This is a genomic window from Kosmotoga arenicorallina S304 (assembly GCF_001636545.1).
Classification (GTDB): Bacteria; Thermotogota; Thermotogae; order Petrotogales; family Kosmotogaceae; genus Kosmotoga_B; species Kosmotoga_B arenicorallina.
This window is the reverse complement of sequence record NZ_JFHK01000033.1, coordinates 1-21,564: the sequence shown is the minus strand read 5'-3', so window position 1 is coordinate 21,564 and position 21,564 is coordinate 1. Positions and strand designations below refer to the sequence as shown.

The following is a 21,564-nucleotide window of genomic DNA, read 5'->3' as shown; positions in this document are numbered from 1 at the left end:
TTCAATGACCTATATTTCCCTCTTTCCTCTAAGTGCATAGTTTGGGAGTTAAAAGTGGTAAAATACTGAAAATCAATAAACAAATTCCTTTTTCTATAGCGGGAAGTTTGATTTTACCAAAATTTCTAATATAACCTATATGCCCTTTAATTTTGAGGATATTTTTAACGCTAAGATGTCGAAATATTTTTTTAGGTATGTATTTTCGTAAATATATGCATTTTCATCCTGGAAAAATTCATTTATATATTTCTTGATATCTTCAAAATTATCAGCGAATCTTACATACCTTAGATATTTAATCCATTCATAACCCCCTTTAACTTTTCCACTTATATTATTTAAAGCTATACATGGTGTACCAGTAATAGCTGAAAATAGCATTCCATGGAGTCTATCAGTCAGAACTAGTTTACTTGTTTTGAATTCTTCAAATTTCTTCTCCAATTCCAATTTTCTCATATTAATATCTACAGGATATTTCGATATTGTGCATGTATATCTGAATTTTACACCTTTACAATTCAATTCATCTTCAATCATCTTTACTTGTTCTTTTGAAAAAACTTTCTCTCTGTCTTCTCTAAAACACAAGATCACTCCATCTCTATTTCGTTTTGGTTTTGATAAGTTAAGATAAGTCACCATATCTGGCAAAAATAGAACATTTTTAACTCCACTAAAGTAATTCTTAATAAATTCAAGGGAGCTTAAATCTCTAACGCACAAGGTTAGTTTAGAATGTCCCTCATAATATTTTTTTGAAATTTCCATCTGCCTTCTTCCAAACTCGTCTTTGCTGAAATATATGGATTGAGGAAAAACTATAATTTCATTGTCAGGAAAAGTGCTTAGTATGTTCCTGAATACTTTCTCGTTGTGTATCCACAAAGTTCCTAGAAAGCCACCTCCATGAATCAAAATTAGATCATTTTTGCTTATATATCTTTTTATATGCTTCCAATCGAATTTATAATGTCGGCCAGATATTTCGATTATATTAAAAGTGGGAAAGTAAGCTTTCAAAAATCTCCGTTCTGCTAGTGCAATTGCATGATCTCCTAAATTGCTGTGTTCGGGAGTAAAAATTAATATCAATGATCTTTCCTTTTTGTTTTTGAATAGCAATTTTGTCCTATTCCTGTAAGCGATCTTAGTTTTATATTCTAATAATTTACGAATCAAACTCTTAGAAAAATTTAGCATTATATTTTCCTCCAAAAGTGCATAATTTGAGATACTATTTTCTGTTTAATTGATTATAACCATTAAACCTCGAAGACAGAATTATCAACTTGCTCAATCTATTGTAGAATCCTTCTTTTACTGCAACCAAGAGTTGCCTCTTCCTAGATCTCATTGATTGCATTTGTTTTCTTTCGATTGATATTAAGCTGTTATTTTCAAAAGGATGCTCTAAAATCTGCGAGTATAGAACTACCGTTTCTTTGGAAAGTATTTCATTCCATCTGTCGGCAAGTGTTAAACACAGCTTTTGGTTTTCTAGTATTGACTTTGCAGCTTTTCGTGTTACGATATATGAAAATGTGCCAGTTATATATTTTCTAGAAAGCTTATGGACAAAGTATACATTTTCTAAATCAGTATTTTTACAATAAACATATTTTTTAAGACGATTCCCTCTCCCAGCTCCTACCAGCCATAAAAGATTATCTCCAAAGGATTCGATGACTTTTGGGGCTGTCTTTTTTATCTTCTCAATATCTTCATCTTTTCCGATTATATCGTCCTCAATGATGAGTGCATAATCGTGCGAACTGTTGCATAACTTTTCATAAGCTTTCATATGGCTAAGGGAACATCCGACTTCCCCAACAGTCATCAAATCATACTTTTTAAAAAAGTGACAACGAATTTTTTCAAAATACTCTTTGGCTGTTAATTTACTTCCATCTATTGCTTCAATCATAATGAATTCTTTATATGTTCCAGGGAACTTTTTTTCCATTTCCTCGCGTCTTTGTACTTCATTTAACAATGATATCAAGTAGATAATCATTTCTCCTTCCTCCTAACCACACAACACTCATTTTTCCACAAATGGTATTAACTAAAAAATAAGAATTCTTTATTTCTAACTAAATTGCTACTTTTTTGGTTAGCATTTCAAATCTAAACATGCTCATTATAATAATGCTTATCAACGATTCGTGATATTTATTTGCAATCTTGTTTTTCCAATTCAATAATTTCTCTAATGAAGCTTATATATTGCATTGCCACTGCATTTTCCGAAAGTGCAGAAACAGTTTTTAATCCATTAATCAGTATGCTCTCTTTTTCAAAATGATTTAAATTAATTATTCTTTCAAGAGTATCTTTGAGAGCAGATACATTTCTAGGTTCAACGAGAAATCCATTGTAACCGTCCTTTATCACTCCATCAATTCCCTCTCCCTTTGAGCCTACAGTAATGCATCCGCTGGCCATGGCTTCCAGATAAACCAGCCCAAAAGTCTCAGGCGAGCTCACCATAACAAATACATCAGATTTTCTCATTTCATTCAATACTTCATAGCGGGACATTTCACCTGCGAATTTAATATTTTTTTCTATACCTTTCTTTATCGATAGCTTTTTAAGCTTTTGGAATTCTTTTCCATTTCCAACAATTGTTAAATTTAAATTTTCATAATCCAGTTCTGCAAAAGCTTTAATTAACACATCAACATTTTTCAAAGGAATTAAATTGCAGGCAGTCATTATTTTTGTTGTTTCTTTTCTTGATTTCTTTAATATATGATCTTTCTCCATTATAAAGTCTTTGTTTATACCCGAAGGGATAATTTTTTCTTTAGAAATAAGATTAGCTAATTTGAGATTGTTAAAATGATCTTTGATCTTTTTAGATCGAAAAACTACACCATCACAATTTCTAATTATTTCTTCAAATGTTTTCGGCCTTCTCTTTTGGTAAAAAATATCCGATGTGTGTAAGCCCATGATAAAGGGGATTTTCAGCTTTCTTTTTAGTTGCGTTGCGATAATCCCTGAAGGATTGGAATATTGAGCTATAATTATATCTGGCTTAAATGATTTAATATTCAAAAATTCAACTATTCTATTTACGGCGCAGTCAATTATTTCTTTCGCAAACTCGACCCAGGGTATTTTTTTCATGGGAAGCCTAAATACTTCTATATTTTGGACGGGGAAAAATTCTTCAAAAGCGTATTTTCTTTTTTGCAATGAGCTCGCACTAAATGAAAATATCCTAGGATAAAATCTCCAGGGGACTACAACTTTTACTGAATGTCCCTGTTCCACCCATTTATTAGCAAAGTAATGGATAGCCCATGTCGCTTCTTTTCTGGGTTGGTTCTTATATCCCGGGTATAATGAAGTGATCACTAATATTTTCAGCCAGAGCACCTCCATAAGAGATCTACTTTTCATCAATTAAAATTAATTACTCTACATCTTCTATTGAATCACCCGCATATTGATAATACACAGTTCCTAACTTTTTAAGCGCCATTACTGTTCTCATTACTCTTTTGTCATCAAAAGGATGTCCATAGCCAATAATCAAAGTTTTCAATTTCTCAATCTTCCCCCACTAAAATTCTGGCAATTTTCACCCCGGCTTTCCCATCGCCGTAAAGTTCTTTTGGCATGCTAGATGGTGGTACATGATTGAGGGCTTTCTCAATCAAATGATCTTTGTCTGCATCGACGAGAACATTCCAACCATGTTCGATAAGTTCGATCCATCCTGTATCAGGCATTAATACAATCGCTGAAACACCTGCAAAGTACGCTTCTTTTTGTACTCCGCCGCTATCAGTTACTACTTTCAAGGAATTTGCTAATAAAGCTACAAGTTCATGGTAAGGTACAGGATCTATTACTCTTGTCTTCCCCAATAAATTCCACAAATTTTTCTGGTTTATCACTTTTTTCGTTCTAGGATGCATCGGGAAAACAACAGGGATTACATAGGATATTTCTCCCAAAGCTGTGAGGATATTTCTCAACCGTTCTTCGTTGTCTGTGTTGAAGTCTCTATGAACAGTGGTAAGGATATAACTTTCTCTTTGTAATCCATATTTTTCAAGAACTTTTTGATCATCTATACTGTCTTTTAATCTTAGAAAGAGATCATACATAACATCTCCAGCAAAGTACACGCCTTTGGATATCCCTTCTAATTTGAGATTATCAATTGCTTTTTTTGTTGGGCAAAACAAAAATTTAGAAGTGTGATCTGTAACTACCCGATTTATTTCTTCAGGCATGTCTTTAGGTTTCTGTCTCAAGCCAGCCTCAACATGAGCGACAGGGATTTTGAGTTTGGCACCTACAAGAGCTCCAGCGACTGTTGCATTAGTATCTCCATATACGACAATTATGTCTGGCTTTTCTTTGATAGCAACCTCTTCAATCCTGATCATTGACATCCCTGTTTGATATGCATGGGTACCTGAACCCACTGAAAGATTGTAATCGGGTTTTTTTAGCTCGAGATATCTGAAAAAAACATCTGACATGTTCACATCATAATGTTGACCCGTGTGAACAAGTATTTCATGTGCTCCATATCTTCTTAATTGCTCACCCACCACGGCTTCTTTGATAAACTGCGGACGTGCCCCGACAACAGAAAGAATTTTCATTTCATGACCTCCATCTTGAAACAAATATAGAGAAATCTGTAAACTTTAAATCATCTTTTCTTAGCTTCTTTGTGTGTGTTTGATACAAAAGATAAGAATTGCTCTTCTTTTCTTTCATCCCAACAATAATGTTCTTGCCTTTCAGAAATATTTTTTAACAAAGCGTTGTATTTGGAACCATTTTCCCAGGTATTTAATATGAGTTTTGAAGCTTCTTCAATGTTATTTCGATCAATTATCAAACCTGTATTATCTCTTTCCACAATACTCCTCATTTCTTCAAATCTTTTGTCCAATATTACAGGAGTCCCGGCGCAAATTGAGTCATAAAATTTATTGGGTTGGGAGTAGATATAATTTAATAAAGATCTACCTTTTTCGTCTTTTACATCGTAAGAAATCAAAGCAAAAGCGCTTTTTGTTATATATGAGATCATTTCTTCGTATGGTACGAATGGGATAATATTAGTCTTTTCTGTACAAAAGTCTGATCTACCTCCAAGTATAGTGAATTCAAAACTATTTTTTAGAAGTTTTTTTATTATATTGATTTCTTTTTCCATTCTTCTTTGAATCTTTCCAATAAATACAATTTCTCTGCGCCTTTCATTTTTTTTGTGGGGATTGATAGTAAAATTTCCATAATTTGGAATCCATAAGCTTTTTAAATCAGGCTCGCTTTTTAAAGCATTTTTCTGCATGTATTTGGAAACAAAAATAACGCCGTCAGATAATTTCAGAAGCGCTTTATATAAATAATTGCCCATTTTGTTTTTGAAAAATCTTGGGATTATAAGAGTACCGAATAAATATTCCTCAGGCACATATTCATGGAAATCAGTTATAATAGTTGTTCCTTTCTTCTTGAGAGCTTTATAAGGTGCTAATGTTCGTGTAGTAGCATAATGATGAAGGTAAGCAATATCGAATTCATGATTTATCAGGTGATTTATCATCTCATACTCGTGTTTTTTCCTGGAATTCCACTCACGTAAAGGGTGCCCACGCTGAATTTTATGAAGAAACGGAACATATTTTACCCCATTTGAAGAACAAGAATTTTCTTTTTTTTCGGTCCAATATAAATAAGTTACCTCTCCTAAATTTGACAATGCCCTTACTGTTCGCATAACGCGTTTATCTTCTCTTTGATGTAAAAAACCAACAACCGCTATTTTCATAGTTCTCTCTTCTTTCTTCGCCTGAGATAATTTATAACTGGTTTTATACTTATGATTTTTTCAAGTGCCAACAAATATGGAAGGGCAAAAAAATAGTCCTGAATTTTTCCAGTAAATATGGGAATAGTTTTTTTTGCACGACACTTTTTAAAGTATTTTATATAGTTACCATCATACTGAAGAGGTCCAATATTTGTTTTTTCGTCAAAACAAAGTTGTCCATTGCTGAATTTGGTGCCTTTGAATGATATTTTTGCGTTGTTACCGTTAAAGTTCACTAAGACAATTAGTCCTGAGCTCGCCTTGTTGTTTTGATAGTTAGTTACTTCGTTATTGGGTAGATATGTATTCCCAATACTATAAAAGATTTTATCTTCAAAAGGCTGTGTAATATGAGGGTGGTGCCCCACAACTAGATCAACGCCATGTTTTAATAACCGGTGAGCAATTGTAATCTGCCAGGGGTGGGGAAGTATTTCCATATCTATTCCCCAATGAGGGTAAACTACAATATAATCAGAAATCTTTTTCAGTTCGTCGATCTGTTTGAAAACTTTACTACACTTTAACCAGCAAACATTTATAGCATTATTTCTTGCCCCTGTCATTCGCCAGGCAAAAGATAAAATACCAACTTTAACGTTCTCTAGCTTTATTACCACAAAAGGTGTTTCTTTTAGCCCAAAATACGGTATTTGGCAATCGTTGAGAAAATTTATAGTTCGCTCAAATCCGTCATAACCATCATCAAAGATGTGATTATTAGCGATATTTAAGTACTTGACATTTAAAGCTTTAACCATATGAAGAAAATTCTCTTTTGTGATCCCAAGAGTAGTAGGGTCATTCCGATTAGCCAGATATCCTTCAAAATTGGCGATTACTAACTTATCTGAGAAAAAGTCTAATAGTTTAGTATCAATATTTGCGATAGTCTGAAAATTTAAGTCGCTAAGAAATGCAAGCGTTTCCATTTTCACCATTGCAGCTCCTTACTCCTGATTTATTCATTAAAACTAAAAGCAAAATCTCAGAGAGATAACAGTTTGGGTCGTAGCTTCGACCCTTAAACACATTTATGTATTTATCTAACACTTCCTTTTCAGTGGCATACTTATGACCAAATTCGTCCAATATTTCTTTAGCAATTTTGTCGATTCCCCATGGGTTTTTATAAATTCTCTTCATATACAGCTCCCTGAGTTTTCTACCAATTCCCCCACCAAGTAATTTTATTATCAATGATTCGGTTTTTTTCTTAAATGTGTTTGTTGTTTTAGAGGATATGTCAAAATTGACATCATGCTTTTCAAATATCTTTTGAACAAAACGGTCGTATAATTTTTTGCCTAATTTGTGTTCAAATGGCACTGACATCCAAAAATCTATGAACCTTTTATCCCAAAACGGCAACCACCAACAATGTCCAAAAAATTCATATAAACGAATTGAATTTACAATAAATTTCGCCTGTCTTTCATACCAATCCCATACTTCAAAAATCCTATAAGGTTCATCAATATAATTACTAAACTCTACGAGAGTATTCATGAGATCAATTTTTATTGTCTCAGGAATCGGCAATTTTCTTAAAACAAAATGTTTCGCAACAATGGCATCAAATACATCTTCTAAATGTCTTGTTTTCTGAGCTTTTTCAACCAGAGCAGTCAAATGAGAACCGGCTGAAAAATCAGCCGAATGCCCAGGTGCAATTATAAATTCCTCATTTCCAAAGTGTTTTTCGATTTCCTCAAAAGCGAGAAATTCCTGAATATGCGGTAGTGATGAGAAATTATGTGTGGATATAAGATAGTCAGTGAACTTCTGAGATCTCATGCTCTTTCGAAGTTTTTTGAAATCATAAGAAATATAAACCCATTCATACCCAAGCCTTCTTGCAACTTCTTCACTTATATCTGTTTCAACATTCCCTGTCCCTGGAACACCATAGCTAACACATACAACATTATTTACATTCAGCTCTTTAAGAATACAAGCTATTAGCCTTGAATCATATCCGCCACTTAGCGGAATAAGAATTCTTTTACCTTCAGAAAAATATAAAGCTTGCTCGAAAACCTTCATTAATGTCTTAAAAAAATTCTCTTCAAATTCAGTCTCTGATAAATTCGTTATTCTCGGAAGATTTTTGTATTCATCACTTGTGTTGATTATTTTTCCGTAATTGTTAATAATCATTTTCTGTCCCGGGATAATTTGTCTAAAATCATCAATTAATGTATTGTTACCTAATACATATCCAAAAGAAAGTAATTCTAATACGGCATTTTCTTGAAAACGGTAATTATCATTTTCTATCGAATCATTTATTTCTAAGTTGTTTTTGTCAATAAATAAAGGTTGCTGCTTAACTATGCCAGAATTGATTTCGGTTTCAGAGCCTGTGGAATATATATAAGTCATACCGATTTGCTCAAGCTCTTTTTTCTTGTTTACTCCAATTGCGGCTTTTGAGGGTACTAGCAGATGTCCATATTCTTTTGATAAAGGTTTCCATTTATCCCTGCTAATTGAAATTTTCATCGCTTTTTACCCCCGCTAAACAAAACAAATAAAAAACCAACCACTGACCCCAACCCATAAGAAACATGCAAACTCAAAAACCCAAAGAACGATAAAAAGAAAGCTTTTAGGCTTTTGAGCTTTTTGGCAATTGATAGCGAAAATACAAAATCAAGTATCATATATAAAGACAAAATAGCAAGAAAAACTTCCCTGGTGTAGAAAGAGAAAAAAGATAAAATACTTCCAATAGAGAGGAACAAAACAAAGAAAAAGGGAACCAAATGTCTTAAAGAAAAAGGCAGTTTGGAGAATTTATCCGCATAAACTACCCAAAAACCATTTCCAAAATTGTTTTTCCACAATTCCTTAAAGGTTGAACGAGCATAATATGTCAGTGATATGTCAGGAAAAAGCATAATTTTGCCACCTGCTCGTTTCAGTCTTAAATTTAGCTCTATATCCTGATTTCTAATTAGATGTTCATTAAAAAGACCTATTTTTTCGAATGCCTCCCTACGATAGCAGCCAAAGGGAACTGTATCAACATTTGTCGGTTTATTTACACCAGTACGGAATTTTGACCCACCAACCCCAAAAGGATGCGAAAGCAATTCTACTATAACTTTGCCTTTTGTAGTGTTTTCACGGGGCTTGGTAATGACAACCCCGCCAACATTATCTGCTTCATACTCTTCTAGGTACTTCACACATCTGGATACATAATCTGGTGGTATTTCGCTATGCGCGCCGGAGAACAATATATAATCACCTTTGGCATTCTTGATGCCGATATTCAACGCCACTGGCGTTATCCTCTTTTCGTTTTTGAGCAATTTTATATTAGGATGTTTTGATATAAACTTAGAAACGATTTTCTCTGTGTTATCCTCGCTCATTCCATCCACTATAACAATTTCAATCAAATGTTGAGGATAGTCCTGCTTCAAAAAGCTTTCCAAACATCTGGCAATAAATTTTTCTTCGTTTCGAGCGGGTATAATCACAGAGACAAATGCTGAATCTGGCATTAAAAGCCTCTCCTTTCTACGAGTCAAATTATACAGTATTAATGACATATCAACAAATTCAAAGAGGGTTTTCTATTTGTAATTATTTGAAATGAAGGCTGAATATGTTATAATTCACTCAGTGAATGAATAAAGAGGTGAAATTATGAACATAAATGAATTTTCTTTTTTGAATCCATCGCCTGATTTTCGCGAAATGAGCATCTTAAGGGCTATTACGAAAAATCCAGATATTTCTCAACAAAGGCTGTCGCAAATTTCCGGGGTAGTGCCCAGTATGATTAATCGCTATTTAAACGATTTTGAAAATAAAGGGTATATAAAGAAGGTAGGAGAAAACAGGAGAAATATGCAATATGTCTTGACAAATACCGGAAAATTTAGACTTCAGTTTCTCACCATTTCATATCTTCGTGAAATTGCCAAGCTCTATGCCCAATCCCGAGAAATATTTGGCAAGGTTCTGGACAAGCTTTTATTTGAAGAGTACAAAAAACCATTACTTTATGGTGCTGGAATTATAGGAAGCATCCTCTTTGATATTCTTCAAACAGAAGGCATTGAACCAATAGGATTTGTAGATGATTCGAAGGTTAAGCAAGGAAATATGTTTCATGGATTATATGTCTATTCAGCAGAAGAGGCAAAAGAGCTTCGATATGACGTGGTTATTGTTGCTTCTTTCAGGCACTCCAATGATATTGCCAATAACGCTAAAAATGCAGGAATGAAAAATATTATGGTTTTTACAATCTCAGAAATGGGAGAAGTTGAGCTTGCCAATTTTAAATAGAGAGGATTCTGTTGGCTGAGGGTATGACGAAAAAATAGTTGTAAGTGGTTGGTTGTGGGTGAAAACCGAGAGGACGAGAAAGAAAACGCTGAAATTCTTGATTCTTTGCTTATCGGGTTCTTATTACTATTTCTCGAGGTCTCGGTTCTCGGTTACTTAATCTCGGTTCTCGTTCCATTCTCGGGTTCTCGGAACCTTGGTTTTCTCGCTACTCGTAACTCGCAACTCGGTTCTTATCGGCTCTCGATTACCATTTCTCGGAATCTCGATTTTTGCAAAGGAGGTAAAACATGAAAATTCCATTGTTTGATTTGACAAGACAGTATGCAATTATAAGACAGGAGATTTTAGCAGAAATCGATAAAGTAATTAGTTCAGGAAGAGTTATTCTTGGGGAAAACGTTCAAAAGCTCGAAAAGGAAATTGCTGAATTAGTTGGTGTCAAGCATGGAATAGGTGTTGCCAATGGGTCTGATGCACTCTATATTGCCCTAAAAGCTCTTGGAGTTGGTGAAGGCGATTATGTCATAACAACACCATATACTTTTTTTGCTACTGCTAGTTGCATAACACGCAATAATGCTACTCCCATATTTGTGGATATAGATCCACAAACTTATAATATCAATCTTGACCAAGTTGAGGATGTACTAAAAAACCACCCACAAAGTGAGAAGATAAAAGCCCTGATTCCTGTACATCTATTTGGGCAGACAGTTGATCTAGAAAGATTAGAGGTTATCAGGGAAAGATATGGAATAAGAATTCTCGAAGACTGTGCTCAATCCATTGGTTCTACATGGAAATATGCCGATGGCACGGTGAAAAAGAGCGGTTCGATAGGGGATGTGGCCATCTTCTCATTCTTTCCAACAAAAAATTTAGGAGCTTACGGTGATGGAGGAATGATCGTTACTGATGATGATAAAATTGCCGAATTTTGCCGTAGTTTTCGTGTTCACGGTTCCAAAACTAAATACGTTCATGAAGTAGTAGGGATAAATTCCAGGCTTGATGAAATACAGGCAGTTATACTAAGGGTTAAATTAAAACATCTTAATGAATACATAGAGAAAAGAAGGAAAATAGCGAAATGGTATGGGGAAGAATTCAAAAAAAGTCGTGGGTTGTGGGTTGTAGGTTTAGATTATACGTCCAACCAACAATCTACAACCAACAACAAGTTCCATCTCGTTGTTCCCCCGGTTCCTTCTGATCGTTCACATGTTTTTCATCAATATGTTGTCAGGTTTAAAGGTATATCAGGAGAAAAGAGAAATGCTTTAAGGGATTACCTGTCAAAACAGGGGATAGGAACTTCTATTTATTATCCCATGGGGCTTCATCAGCAGAAATGTTTTGCATATCTGAACATTCCTGAAGGTTTTCTGCCCGAGACAGAAAAGGCGTGCGAAGAAACACTTGCTTTGCCTATATTCCCAGAGCTTATGAAAGAGGAAGTTGAATATGTAGTAAATCAAATTATAAGTTATCTCGGAGGTGATTGAATTGAAGCTGACAGAACTTAAGAACTTACTTGATGTAGGAGAAGTTTTTAGAGAAGGCAGTTTTATGGCGTTGGGTAAACTTAATGCTTTATCATCTAGAAAAACTTTGGTTTTTTTAATAAACGAAAAGTATGTTGAGGCTATTAAGAATCCTTTAGTATCTGCTGTTATCACAAAGAAAGAATTAGCAAAGAAAATATCCAATTTTTTCGATGGCGGAATAATTATTTCTGAAAATCCAAAAGAAGCTTTTTACAAAATACATGAAGCGCTGATTGATACGGAATTCTATGTCAAGCCTTTCAAAACATTTATAGATCCCTCAGCAAGAATTTTTCCAGGGGTTTTCATCGCTGAGAAAAATGTGAAAATAGGTAAAAATACAATTATATATCCAAATGCGGTTATTTGGGAGAACGTAGAAATTGGTCAAAATTGCATAATAAGGGCAGGAACAGTTATTGGTACTCCAGGATATGAAGTAGTAGAAATCGATGGAAAAAGAAAAGTTGTAAAACATGCTGGAAAAGTAATAATTGGTAATAATGTTGAACTTCAGGCGAACAATGCTATTTCAAAAGGATTATTCATAACAAGAAATACTGAAATCCATGATGAGGTTAAAACTGATAATTTGGTTCATATAGCTCATGGTGTAAAAGTTGGGAAGCGTACCAAAATTGCTGCAAGTGCAATGATAGCAGGAAGTGTAAATATCGGCGAAGATGTTTGGATAGGTCCATCTGCGGTAGTTTCAAGCGGAATAACTATTGGAGACAAAGCGGCGATTACCCTAGGAGCTGTGGTGACTAAAGATGTTCCTCAGGGAGCAAGAGTGTCTGGAAATTTTGCAATAGATCATGCGAAGTTTATTAAATTTATAAAATCAATAAGATAGAGGTGAAAATAATAATGATCAAAGAGAAAATTCTCAACAGAGAAGCTGTAATAGGTGTTATAGGCCTTGGTTATGTAGGACTTCCTCTGGCAGTTGAAAAAGCAAAAGCTGGTTTTAAGGTTATTGGTTTTGACATTCAAGAAAGGAAAATTCAAATGGTGAACGAAGGGCATAATTATATTGGAGACGTGGTAAACGAAGATTTAGAAAGAATTGTAAAGGAGGGGAAACTCCGGGCAACGACTGATTTTGATGAGCTTAGAAACTGCGATGTAGCTGCCATATGTGTTCCTACGCCCTTAGATAAATATAAACAACCAGATTTGACTTATGTAGTAAATTCAACCAAAGAAGTTGCCAAAAGGCTTCACAAGGATATGCTCGTTGTTTTAGAGTCAACTACATACCCAGGAACTACCGAAGAAGTCATGAAACCCATACTCGAAGAAACAGGCTTGAAATGTGGCGAAGATTTCTATCTTGCTTTCAGCCCTGAAAGGGTGGATCCTGGAAATCTCAGGTACAAAACCAAAAATACGCCAAAAGTCGTTGGAGGAGTTGGGAAGGAATCCACCGAAGTTGCAAGGTTGTTATACGAATCAGTGCTCGAGGCGGAAGTCTTTGTGGTTTCTTCACCAAAAGAAGCCGAAATGACTAAAATTCTCGAAAACACTTTCAGGATTGTAAACATAGCCCTTGCTAATGAAATGGCGATAATTGCAGACAAGATGGGCATAAGCATCTGGGAAGTAATAAGCGCAGCTTCAACAAAGCCTTTTGGTTTTATGCCCTTTTATCCCGGCCCCGGTGTTGGTGGGCATTGTATTCCTATTGATCCTTTTTATCTAACATATATTGCCAGAAAATATGATTATCACACGCGCCTTATTGAAATGGCTGGGGAAATAAACGATTTCATGCCGGAATATGTTGTGGATAGGTTGATGAAGCAACTAAACGAGAGAAAAAAGTGCATGAATGGAGCAAAGATTATAATGCTTGGGATTGCCTATAAAGGAGATATAGACGATATGCGGGAATCCCCTGCCCTTAAAGTACTTGAACAGCTTGAAAAGAATCACGCTGATGTAACTGTTGTTGATCCCTATGTTGAAGAGTTCAGATGGAATGGAGAGGTTAGAAAAACTGCCGAATTATCCGCTGAGCTTATTAAAGAAGCAGATGCGGTTGTCATCACCACAGCTCATAAACATAAAGTTAATTACCAGTTTGTTGTTGACAATGCAAAACTGGTGTTTGATACAAAGAATATCCTGAAATCCCTTGGAATAGCAGGGGAAAATGTGGAAGTGCTTTGAGGGGTTGTAGGTTGTGGGTTGTTGGTTGTAGGTTTTAGGTAAAGGAGGATGAAATGAGGACGTATAAGGAGCTGGATGCTTGGCAATTTGGTATGTCTCTTGCAAAGAAGATATATGAAATAACGAAAATTTTTCCTACATATGAGCAATATGGACTTTCTTCGCAAATGCAAAGAGCCGCAGTTTCGGTACCTTCGAACATTGCCGAGGGATCTGGGAGAAATCACAAAAAAGAATTTGTACAGTTTTTGTACCACTCTAGAGGTTCTTTGCTAGAATTGGAAACTCAGGTTGAACTTTCTAAAATATTGGGTTATTTAGATGAAGAAAACTACCTGGAGGTTTCTTCGCTTATTAACCGAACTCACAGAATCATAAATGGTTTAATCTTTTCACTTAAAAATTCGCCAAAAACCCACAACCAACAACATACAACGGTAGAGGAGTGATTCGATGTCTCGGCTTCGTGCTGCCCTAATAGGCTGTGGAAGGATAGGAATAAAAAAACATATAGAGGCTTTTGCTGCAAATTCAGATAAAATAGAGCTTGTTGCAGTATGTGACATTGTGAAAGAAAAAGCTGAAAAGGCTGCAATTGAGTATGAAAAGCGTTGCGGATCGTATAAATCAATAAACGAACAACCCACATCCTACAACCAGCGACGTATTCCCAAACCTTTAGTATTAACGAACTATGAGGAATTGTTTGACGCTGACATCGATTTCGTGACCATAGCCACTGAAAGTGGTAATCATTATAAAAATACGATCGATTTTCTAAATGTGGGTAAACACGTTCTTGTTGAAAAGCCAATGGCTCTTAGTACAAATCAAATGAATGAAATGATAGCTCTTGCAAAGGAAAAAGGGTTAAAACTTGGCGTGTGTTTTCAAAACAGGTTTAATCCTCCCATCCAGGAGCTCAGGAAGAAAATTGAAAGCGGCGCTTTTGGTAGGATTTTCAATGCCACTGCAAGGATTTTATGGAATAGGAATGAAAATTACTATAAACAGGCTCCATGGCGTGGAACATGGGCTATGGATGGCGGCACGTTGATGAACCAGTGCTCTCATAATATCGATCTGCTCCAATGGACGTTGGGAGGTATTGTTGAGGAAATATATGCCTTGACAAAGAATTTTAATCACCCATATGTTGAGACAGAAGATTTCGGCACAGCTATATTGAAATTTAAAAATGGTTCAATTGGAATAATCGAAGGGACAGTGAATGTGTATCCAAAAAACCTCGAAGAAACGCTCTCGGTTTTTGGTGAGACCGGAACGGTAGTTATAGGAGGTCTTGCTGTGAACAGAATTCAGACATGGAGATTTCCCGATGAAGACGGTCATCCCTTTATGAACCTCCCGGATCCTGAAACAGTTTATGGAAACGGGCACATTGCATTATTTAAGGATTTTACGAATGCTATTATCAATAATAAAAAGCCATATATTTCAGGTGAAGATGGCAAAAAAGCTGTGGAGATAATTTTGGGGATATACAAGTCTGTAAAGGAAAAAAGGCCTATTAAATTTCCAATTGAATTTTCAACAGAAGAAATGATAGGAGTAAAGCTTTGAAAATAACAATAAAAAGGTGATCTTAAGGATCACCTTTTTATTTCAACTTCGAGTCTGTTGCCTTGAAAAATTTATTTTGCCTTTATCTTAAGTGTATATTTTGATGTTTATATCGCCCGTAAACAGTGCCTTTTGAGAGATTAAATATAGTTTCTGTATTTTGTGCTTATGTGCTATAGTAAGGTAACCGAACGATATTGCTGGGGGATGATAAGCGTGATGGAGTTTATGAACACACTTCTTTTCGAAGAGCTTGAACGTGAAGAAAAATTGGGTAATTTCAGCAAAGCGCGGCAGTTGATTATACAAAAGCTCAAATCCGGTTCCCTACCGACTATGCTCAAAACGCGCCTTGAGTTCGAACTTGAACGAATCAAAAGGTTGGTTAAAAATTATCCTTATACTGAAGCAGAGGCTAAGAAGAAACTGTATGAATTAATCAAAGGCTTTTCAGAAAAGGAATACGAAGAGCTCATGAATGACGCTGTTTTGGACTACATTGTAATCGAAGGCGAAAAGAAATTCGAGACGAGATTTTTTGAAAACTTGCTTTTTGCTGTTCCAACACTAAAAGAACGCACAAAAAAAGATGAAAAGCTCGAAAAGGTTAGGAAAATGCTTTATTCGCGCATAGAATCACTAATCTCGGGCGATAATCCCAGGACATACAAAGTTACTGCGGAAATTAAAGTTACACCAAAGCCCGATAAAATAAAAGGCAATCATATCAAGTGCTGGCTTCCTTTTCCCAAAATAGAGGCTCAGGTGAGAGGTGCCAGACTAATTGAAGCAAGCCATGATAAGTTTCTTCTGGCTCCCAATGAAGCACCTCACCGCACCATTTTTATGGAAGATGACCTGAAAGAAGGACTCTCGTTTAGCGTGAAGTTTGAATATATAATTAATGAACAGTTTACTGTTGTGAATCCCGACACGGTAAAGACGACATATCCGACTGAACTCAGGGAATACCTTGTTGAACGCCCGCCGCATATCGTATTTACGCCCTACTTAAAACAACTCGCAAAAGAAATTGTGGGGGACGAAAGTAACCCATATCTAAAAGCCAAGAAGCTATATGAATGGATAACGCATAACGTGAAATATTCATATATGCACCCTTATGCGCTGTATGAAAATGTCCCCATGTTCGTTGCATCCAACCTGAGAGGGGACTGCGGTGCACAAGCCTCTCTTTATATAGCGCTGTGCAGAATTGTTGGCGTGCCCACAGGATGGCAGTCAGGTTGGTATGCGAACCCGGTTTCCGCTTCGCCACATGACTGGACTATGATCTATATCGAGCCATATGGCTGGCTCCCTGTTGACCTTTCTTTTGGAGGTGTAAGACCTGAAAGACCGGATTTTGTAAATAAATTCTATTTTGGCAACCTCGATGCTTTCAGAATGGTAGCAAACTCCGAATACATGGCAGATCTTCAGCCTGCCAAAAGATTCTGGCGCTCAGATCCTTATGATAACCAGGTTGGGGAACTTGAAACGGAAGTTGAAAATGTTTATAATGATGCCTTCGATGTCGAAATGAAGGTAATTTCCTTTGAGGAAATTGAAAACTATAGGGGGAATAAATATGGGAAAGATTAAAGATATCAAATTTATTATGAAAGAATATCAATATGAAAAGCCTTTCCACATTGCAAACAGTATTTCAGCTGGAAGCCAAAACCTTGAAATTCAGCTATTACTTGAAAACGGGGTTATTGGATACGGCGAAGCGGCACCTTCTTATCGCGTGAATGGCGAAAGGGTTGAAACTTTTCCTTCATTAGAATCCTTTGTAAAAGAACAGCTCATTGGGCTCGATGTGAGAAATTACAGGCGCATTTTTGATATCATGGACAAGCTAAAATGCGCATCAAGTGTAAAAGCAGCGGTACAGTTTGCGGTGCTCGATGCTTTTGCCGAAGAAGTAGGCGCTCAGGTTCATCAGATACTCGGCGGAGCAAAAGATGAAATAGAAACAGACAAGACCGTTGGCATAGATACCGTTGAAAACATGGCAAAAGAAGCTCAACAGTTATTCGAGCTGGGCTTTAGGGCGATTAAGATAAAAGTCGGTGAAGATTTGAAAAAGGATATTCAGGTTATGGAAGCGATATACGAGGTGTCCAAAGGTGCAAAATATGTTGTAGACGCTAACACTGGCTACACGCCTAAAGAAGCGATCACTTTTGCAAAGGAGATTTATACCCGTGGAATTGATATAGATGTCTATGAACAGCCCGTTCAGATGGAAAACATAGAAGGTTTGAAACTCGTAAGATACAATTCTCCCTTCCCGGTAGCTGCTGACGAAAGTGCGAGAACAAGATATGATGTTTTAAGGCTTATAAAGGAAGATGCGGTGGATTTTGTGAACATAAAACTCATGAAATCTGGTATTTCTGACGCTCTTGCTATTGTGGAGATGGCCAACACAGCCAAAATTCAACTCATGATTGGGTGCATGAGTGAATCCAGCGTAGGCATCAACCAGAGCGTCCAGTTTGCACTTGGTACCGGCGCTTTTGTATTTCACGATCTTGATTCCCATCTGATGCTTATTGAAGATGAGTTTAGGGGAAAGTTTTTACAAGATGGGCCAAAAATAAGGGCAAAGTAAGGCAATACTTTTTTTCGTAAGCCAAAAGATAACTGAACATAGTATAAAATACTGTATCTGGGGAAAGGATTTTAAACATGGCTGAACTCGACCCAATGGTCACCTCAAAAGATTCCAACGAAGCTTTCAATGCAATAAGCCATACAGTTGCTGCTGTAATAGGCCTTACAGGTATGATTTTGCTCATTGTCTTTTCAGCGCTTCAAAAAAAATGGCTTCATCTGTTTAGCTTTAGCCTTTATGGTTTTAGCGTGTTCATATCTATGACCATGAGCAGCATCTTGCACTTTTTTATCTGGTTCAAGAGATACTTCAAGGTTTTTGGCATATTAGACCACAGCGCGATTTACCTGCTAATAGCAGGTACATACACTCCCTTTTGCCTTGTTGTTGTCAAAGGCGCTTTAGGTTGGTCTGTTTTTGGTGTTATTTGGACTCTTGCGGTGGTCAATATTGTGTTGAAAGCCGTATTTTTCACCAAAATGCCTCTATGGCTTTCAATGGCTGGTTATCTGGCAATGGGTTGGCTGTCTTTACTGCTTATATACAGGGTAGCGGCTCTTCTGGGTATAAAAGCGGTTCTATTTATGCTGATAGGCGGGCTTTTTTACACAGTTGGTGCTATGATATTTATTAAAGAAAAACCCAATCCCTTTCCAGGCTATTTTGGAAACCACGAAATCTGGCACGTGCTTGTAATGCTTGGCAATATTTCTTTCATGCTTATAATGTTTGTATATGTTCTGCCATATTAGCACTATTTAGAATGGGGATTTAATAATTCTTTGAACCGTGATAGAATATATTAGTCCAATAACTTTGGGGGCGAAACGGTCTCGACGGGGTCAGTGAACCCGTAGGAGCGAGTCGGGGTTTCCGGAGCCTCGTTAAAAAGCCGGAACAATAAAAGTGCCAACAATGAATTTGCTCTCGCTGCTTAATTAGATGAAGCAGCCGTCCCTGCGGAAGCCTGATCCGGAATTCCGCAGAAGGGCGTCATAGCTCCGGATCTTACCTGAAGCGAAGCCCCGCCGTTTCAGGGACATCATAGGGGCTTGGAAAGATTCACTTTGTCTGCGTAGTGGGTCTTTCGACATTGAACGCAGGCTGCGCTCGGAGAGCCTACGGGGGATCTGGCTTCGGACGCGGGTTCGACTCCCGCCGCCTCCACCAGATCTAGACGGGGAAAACCCCGTTTTTTTTTTGCCAAATTTAAAGTGTTAAAATCGATTAGGTATTGATATATTGTATATAGAGGTGGGAGATGGTTTCTCTCGATATTACAGCTGTGCAGGCAGCAATTGAACCCAACGACTACACGTCGAAAAAGAACATGAAAAGAGCCTTCTCAAAATACCTGATAGATGCCAAAAGACAATGGAGCGCAAAATTTCATCTGGCGGTTTTCCCTGAATTTCTGGGGACTTTTCTATACCCCGGATTGTTTTCGAAGATTAATAACCCTCAGGGGATATCAAAGCTCTTATTGAGATATGTGCTTGGGAATTTTTCGTTCACTTCGCCTAATCCTTTCAAAGGAGCTTTTCTGAAAAATGCGATTTTCGTTGAAAGAACCTATCGTGAGGTTTTCTCGGAATTAGCAGAGCAGTTTAATGCATACATCATAGCTCCAAGTATTTTTCTTCCGGAAATCACTTTTGAGTCGGCTAAGGGTTGGCATATCACAAAACCCAACCTATATAACATGAGCTATTTCTTCAATCCGCAAGGTCAGCTCCTTGCAAAGATAAAAAAACAAAGGCTTACAGTTCTGGAAACAAAGTTGATTTTCTCCGGGGATAACGAACAGCCGCAAATTGTGACAACAGCTTTTGGAAAAGTAGGAGTACTGATCTGCTATGATATGTTTTTTCAAGATATTGTTCAAGCCATCGACGTTTCAGGCGTGAATATTCTTGCTGTACCAAGCTGCAACTTTGCGAGCTGGAAAGAACCCACAAAATACTTTCCTGAGAAAACCCAGGAACAGGTATGGTTTCTTCACGGGACAATAAAAGCGGGAGAAAGGCGCGAGAACATCCGTTATATAGTAAACGCCATGGCCGTGGGGAAATTAGGAAAGGATGTGGCCGAAGGAAGGTCAACAATCTGGAAAGACGGGCGACTCCTCGAAATAGCTAAAAGCTGGAACAAACCGGAGGTAATCAGCGCTTATGTAGAGATATAAAAACCTATTTCGATTGAGACAAGAGTTCAAATTCATCCCGAATATTTCCATCAATATCAATGCACTTAGCGGACAACTTTCCTTTCACATATTCAAAAAGAACGAAGTGATAATCGGAAAAATCTTCATTGAAACCAGCAACTTCTATTGAAGTATCCAGCAAAGCTCCTCCACCGCCTGAAATGAGATATGTTATGCCATTTTTTGAAAACCTCTGATAATTGTGAATATGGCCAGATAAAACGAGATCTACTTTATATTCTTCAAAAAGTGGCACCAAAGACAAGTTCATCAGAATTCTCCACATGTTCACAATGCCGTTGTTGTAAGGTGGGTGATGCATAATCACCACGGTGAACTCAATATCAGAACCCCTACTTTCAAGAAGTTTTTTAAACCATTTATACTGTTTTGAGCACCAATCATATCGTTGATTTGTATTTAGCACTATAAAAAGTATTCCACCATATTGGAAAGAGTAATAAAGCTCATCGCCAGGAAAATCAAGGAAATTTCTGAAATTAACCCCTGTTTTCTCATGATTTCCCAGAGCTGAATAATAAAAGCTCCTTGTAAAGACATCTGTTGATTGAAAAAATTGAACCCAGTTGCGAATTATCATATCCATGTAGACTATATCTCCAGAATTGATGACAAACGAAGGGTGGTATCGATTGATTTCCTGGCAGATTTCACGATGAACTTTAAAGTTACTCCTGGTATCACCATAAAGGGCAAAGTTGAATGGAGGGGTAATCGTTAAAGAAAAACTGCCGCTGGAGTTATACAATCTCTTATTATTTGAATAGCTCTCTACTTCGTAGTTGTACTGCATTAAAGAATCGAGGTTTTCGAGTTCAATATTATGGAAATTTGTTTCTTCAGCAAGATAAAATGCCCTTTCTTTGCCGTCTTCATCGATAAGGATACAACTTGAATTTGCAGGTTCTTCTGTGTACCAGTTAATGGTAACTTTATTTTCTCCAGCATAAGTTAAAAAAGCACTAAAAACTGGAACACCAAAACAAAATAATATGAGTAAAAGAGTAATTCTCCTCATGAAATCCTCCTGAATGTATAAAGTCAATAGGTTTTTGACCCGGGAGGGCCATAAGGAAATGACCCGCTACCCACCTCAGGTATTCAAAACATCTCTTCTTCGGTAACTTCTTCCAGACATATTGAGAATCAAAGCGTTGTGCGTAATTCTGTCTAACAATGCCATGGTAAGGGCTTTGTCATGGAAAATCTTTATCCATTCTGAGAACACGAGATT

Annotated in this window: 21 protein-coding genes and 1 other RNA gene; 11 read left to right on the top strand and 11 right to left on the bottom strand. The window is 36.7% G+C overall.

Annotated elements, in window-relative coordinates; translation table 11 throughout:
- Window positions 1–135: 135 nt before the first annotated feature.
- The 9 genes from AT15_RS09930 to AT15_RS09895 all read right to left on the bottom strand — a co-directional run bounded on the left by AT15_RS09930 (window position 136) and on the right by AT15_RS09895 (window position 9,375).
- Window positions 136–1,206 (bottom strand): polysaccharide pyruvyl transferase family protein, encoded by a 1,071-nt coding sequence (locus AT15_RS09930; protein ID WP_068349215.1) that lies wholly within the window; start codon window positions 1,204–1,206, stop codon window positions 136–138.
- Between the two features lie 34 nt (window positions 1,207–1,240).
- Window positions 1,241–2,020, bottom strand: coding sequence for a glycosyltransferase family 25 protein (locus tag AT15_RS09925; RefSeq protein ID WP_068349213.1), 780 nt, complete (start codon window positions 2,018–2,020; stop codon window positions 1,241–1,243).
- Between the two features lie 158 nt (window positions 2,021–2,178).
- On the bottom strand, window positions 2,179–3,399 hold the full coding sequence (locus AT15_RS09920) for a glycosyltransferase (RefSeq protein ID WP_235598556.1): 1,221 nt from the start codon (window positions 3,397–3,399) through the stop codon (window positions 2,179–2,181).
- Window positions 3,400–3,430: 31 nt separating this feature from the next.
- The gene (locus AT15_RS10525; RefSeq protein ID WP_268766433.1) at window positions 3,431–3,562 is read right to left on the bottom strand and encodes a hypothetical protein; all 132 of its coding nucleotides are present in this window, start codon (window positions 3,560–3,562) and stop codon (window positions 3,431–3,433) included.
- A 4-nt stretch (window positions 3,563–3,566) separates the two neighbouring features.
- Window positions 3,567–4,637 carry a non-hydrolyzing UDP-N-acetylglucosamine 2-epimerase gene (gene wecB / locus AT15_RS09915; RefSeq protein WP_068349206.1) on the bottom strand — a complete coding sequence of 357 codons (1,071 nt, stop codon included), beginning with the start codon at window positions 4,635–4,637 and terminating at the stop codon, window positions 3,567–3,569.
- A 50-nt stretch (window positions 4,638–4,687) separates the two neighbouring features.
- Complete coding sequence (locus AT15_RS09910) at window positions 4,688–5,818, bottom strand: glycosyltransferase family protein (protein ID WP_068349203.1); 1,131 nt, start codon at window positions 5,816–5,818, stop codon at window positions 4,688–4,690.
- Window positions 5,815–6,792 (bottom strand): CapA family protein, encoded by a 978-nt coding sequence (locus AT15_RS09905; RefSeq protein ID WP_235598555.1) that lies wholly within the window; start codon window positions 6,790–6,792, stop codon window positions 5,815–5,817. Before AT15_RS09905 ends, AT15_RS09910 begins: the two co-directional genes overlap by 4 nt.
- Window positions 6,770–8,365 carry an asparagine synthase C-terminal domain-containing protein gene (locus AT15_RS09900; protein ID WP_068349196.1) on the bottom strand — a complete coding sequence of 532 codons (1,596 nt, stop codon included), beginning with the start codon at window positions 8,363–8,365 and terminating at the stop codon, window positions 6,770–6,772. The genes AT15_RS09905 and AT15_RS09900 overlap by 23 nt, the downstream gene beginning before the upstream one ends.
- The gene (locus AT15_RS09895) at window positions 8,362–9,375 is read right to left on the bottom strand and encodes a glycosyltransferase family 2 protein (protein ID WP_068349192.1); all 1,014 of its coding nucleotides are present in this window, start codon (window positions 9,373–9,375) and stop codon (window positions 8,362–8,364) included. Before AT15_RS09895 ends, AT15_RS09900 begins: the two co-directional genes overlap by 4 nt.
- 145 nt (window positions 9,376–9,520) lie before the next feature.
- Between AT15_RS09895 and AT15_RS09890 the strand changes: the two genes are divergently transcribed.
- The 11 genes from AT15_RS09890 to AT15_RS09835 all read left to right on the top strand — a co-directional run bounded on the left by AT15_RS09890 (window position 9,521) and on the right by AT15_RS09835 (window position 20,288).
- Entirely contained in the window at window positions 9,521–10,168 is a 648-nt protein-coding gene (locus AT15_RS09890; protein WP_068349189.1) for a MarR family winged helix-turn-helix transcriptional regulator, read from the top strand.
- 290 nt (window positions 10,169–10,458) lie between these two features.
- On the top strand, window positions 10,459–11,676 hold the full coding sequence (locus AT15_RS09880; RefSeq protein ID WP_068349183.1) for a DegT/DnrJ/EryC1/StrS family aminotransferase: 1,218 nt from the start codon (window positions 10,459–10,461) through the stop codon (window positions 11,674–11,676).
- Window position 11,677: 1 nt separating this feature from the next.
- Window positions 11,678–12,574: a UDP-3-O-(3-hydroxymyristoyl)glucosamine N-acyltransferase gene (locus AT15_RS09875; RefSeq protein ID WP_068349180.1), complete on the top strand. Its 897-nt coding sequence runs from the start codon at window positions 11,678–11,680 to the stop codon at window positions 12,572–12,574.
- Between the two features lie 14 nt (window positions 12,575–12,588).
- Window positions 12,589–13,893, top strand: a complete 1,305-nt coding sequence (locus tag AT15_RS09870) for a nucleotide sugar dehydrogenase (RefSeq protein WP_068349177.1) — start codon at window positions 12,589–12,591, stop codon at window positions 13,891–13,893.
- A gap of 53 nt (window positions 13,894–13,946) precedes the next feature.
- Window positions 13,947–14,342 (top strand): four helix bundle protein, encoded by a 396-nt coding sequence (locus AT15_RS09865; protein WP_068349173.1) that lies wholly within the window; start codon window positions 13,947–13,949, stop codon window positions 14,340–14,342.
- Between the two features lie 4 nt (window positions 14,343–14,346).
- On the top strand, window positions 14,347–15,477 hold the full coding sequence (locus AT15_RS09860) for a Gfo/Idh/MocA family protein (RefSeq protein ID WP_068349170.1): 1,131 nt from the start codon (window positions 14,347–14,349) through the stop codon (window positions 15,475–15,477).
- A gap of 219 nt (window positions 15,478–15,696) precedes the next feature.
- Window positions 15,697–17,082, top strand: a complete 1,386-nt coding sequence (locus AT15_RS09855; protein WP_068349221.1) for a transglutaminase-like domain-containing protein — start codon at window positions 15,697–15,699, stop codon at window positions 17,080–17,082.
- A complete protein-coding gene (locus AT15_RS09850; protein ID WP_068349168.1) occupies window positions 17,069–18,100 on the top strand; it encodes an L-Ala-D/L-Glu epimerase in 1,032 nt (343 codons plus the stop codon). The genes AT15_RS09855 and AT15_RS09850 overlap by 14 nt, the downstream gene beginning before the upstream one ends.
- A gap of 77 nt (window positions 18,101–18,177) precedes the next feature.
- Window positions 18,178–18,855, top strand: a complete 678-nt coding sequence (gene trhA / locus AT15_RS09845; RefSeq protein ID WP_084251714.1) for a PAQR family membrane homeostasis protein TrhA — start codon at window positions 18,178–18,180, stop codon at window positions 18,853–18,855.
- Between the two features lie 66 nt (window positions 18,856–18,921).
- Window positions 18,922–19,273, top strand: a transfer-messenger RNA (tmRNA) gene (gene ssrA / locus AT15_RS09840).
- A gap of 91 nt (window positions 19,274–19,364) precedes the next feature.
- Complete coding sequence (locus AT15_RS09835) at window positions 19,365–20,288, top strand: carbon-nitrogen hydrolase family protein (protein ID WP_068349166.1); 924 nt, start codon at window positions 19,365–19,367, stop codon at window positions 20,286–20,288.
- 4 nt (window positions 20,289–20,292) lie between these two features.
- On the opposite strand, the gene AT15_RS09830 is transcribed toward AT15_RS09835, so the two are convergent.
- Both AT15_RS09830 and AT15_RS09825 read right to left on the bottom strand, forming a co-directional pair.
- Entirely contained in the window at window positions 20,293–21,348 is a 1,056-nt protein-coding gene (locus AT15_RS09830) for a metallophosphoesterase family protein (RefSeq protein WP_068349163.1), read from the bottom strand.
- Window positions 21,349–21,423: 75 nt separating this feature from the next.
- The coding region (locus AT15_RS09825) for an ATP-binding protein (protein WP_161484677.1) at window positions 21,424–21,564 on the bottom strand (141 nt) is incomplete at its 5' end.